The following is a 1184-nucleotide window of genomic DNA, read 5'->3' on the forward strand; positions in this document are numbered from 1 at the left end:
AAATGACTGACGTAGTGATCGTATCGGCCGCGCGTACGGCGGTAGGCAAATTCGGCGGCTCGCTCGCGAAAATCGCGGCGCCGGAACTGGGCGCGACGGTCATCAAGGCCGTGCTGGAGCGTTCGGGCGTAAAGCCGGATCAGGTGAGCGAAGTGATCCTGGGCCAAGTGCTCGCGGCCGGTTCGGGCCAGAATCCGGCGCGCCAGTCGCTCATCAAGGCGGGCTTGCCCGACATGGTGCCGGGCATGACGATCAACAAGGTCTGCGGCTCGGGCCTCAAAGCGGTGATGCTGGCAGCGAACGCGATCATCGCGGGCGACGCGGAGATCGTCGTCGCGGGCGGCCAGGAAAACATGAGCGCGGCGCCGCACGTGCTGCCGGGTTCGCGCGACGGCTTCCGCATGGGCGACGCGAAGCTGATCGACACGATGATCGTCGATGGCCTGTGGGACGTCTATAACAACTATCACATGGGCACGACGGCGGAAAACGTCGCGAAGGAATTCGGCATCACGCGCGAGCAGCAGGACGCGTTCGCGGCGCTGTCGCAGAACAAGGCGGAAGCCGCGCAGAAGGCGGGCCGCTTCAACGACGAAATCGTGCCGGTCGCGATTCCGCAACGTAAAGGCGAGCCGCTGCAATTCAACACCGACGAATTCGTGCGTCACGGCGTGACGCCCGAAGCGCTCGCGGGCCTGAAGCCGGCGTTCTCGAAGGAAGGCACGGTGACGGCTGCAAACGCATCGGGCATCAACGACGGCGCGGCGGCGGTCGTCGTGATGTCGGCGAAAAAGGCCGAAGCGCTCGGTTTGACGCCGCTCGCGCGCATCAAGGCGTACGCGAACGCGGGCGTCGATCCGAAGATCATGGGCATGGGCCCGGTGCCGGCGTCGAAGCGATGTCTGGAGCGTGCGGGCTGGAACGTGAACGATCTCGATCTGATGGAAATCAACGAGGCGTTCGCGGCGCAAGCGCTGGCGGTGCACAAGCAGATGGGCTGGGATCAGTCGAAGATCAACGTGAACGGCGGGGCGATCGCGATCGGTCATCCGATCGGCGCGTCGGGCTGCCGGATTCTCGTCACGCTGCTGCACGAAATGCAGAAGCGCGATGCGAAGAAGGGTCTGGCGTCGCTGTGCATCGGCGGCGGCATGGGTGTCGCGCTGGCGGTGGAACGTCCGTAA

Annotated in this window: 1 protein-coding gene; it reads left to right on the top strand. The window is 65.1% G+C overall.

Annotated elements, in window-relative coordinates:
• Positions 1-2 precede the first annotated feature (2 nt).
• Positions 3-1184 carry an acetyl-CoA C-acetyltransferase gene (locus NCS67_RS31775; RefSeq protein WP_250437928.1) on the top strand — a complete coding sequence of 394 codons (1182 nt, stop codon included), beginning with the start codon at positions 3-5 and terminating at the stop codon, positions 1182-1184.

Source organism: Caballeronia sp. ATUFL_F2_KS9A (assembly GCF_023630765.1).
In the GTDB taxonomy this organism is placed as follows: Bacteria; Pseudomonadota; Gammaproteobacteria; order Burkholderiales; family Burkholderiaceae; genus Caballeronia; species Caballeronia zhejiangensis.

Bases quoted from the DNA above. Each gene is read 5' to 3' on its own strand.
- NCS67_RS31775 (WP_250437928.1), top strand. From the start codon at position 3: ATGACTGACGTAGTGATCGTATCGGCCGCGCGTACGGCGGTAGGCAAA.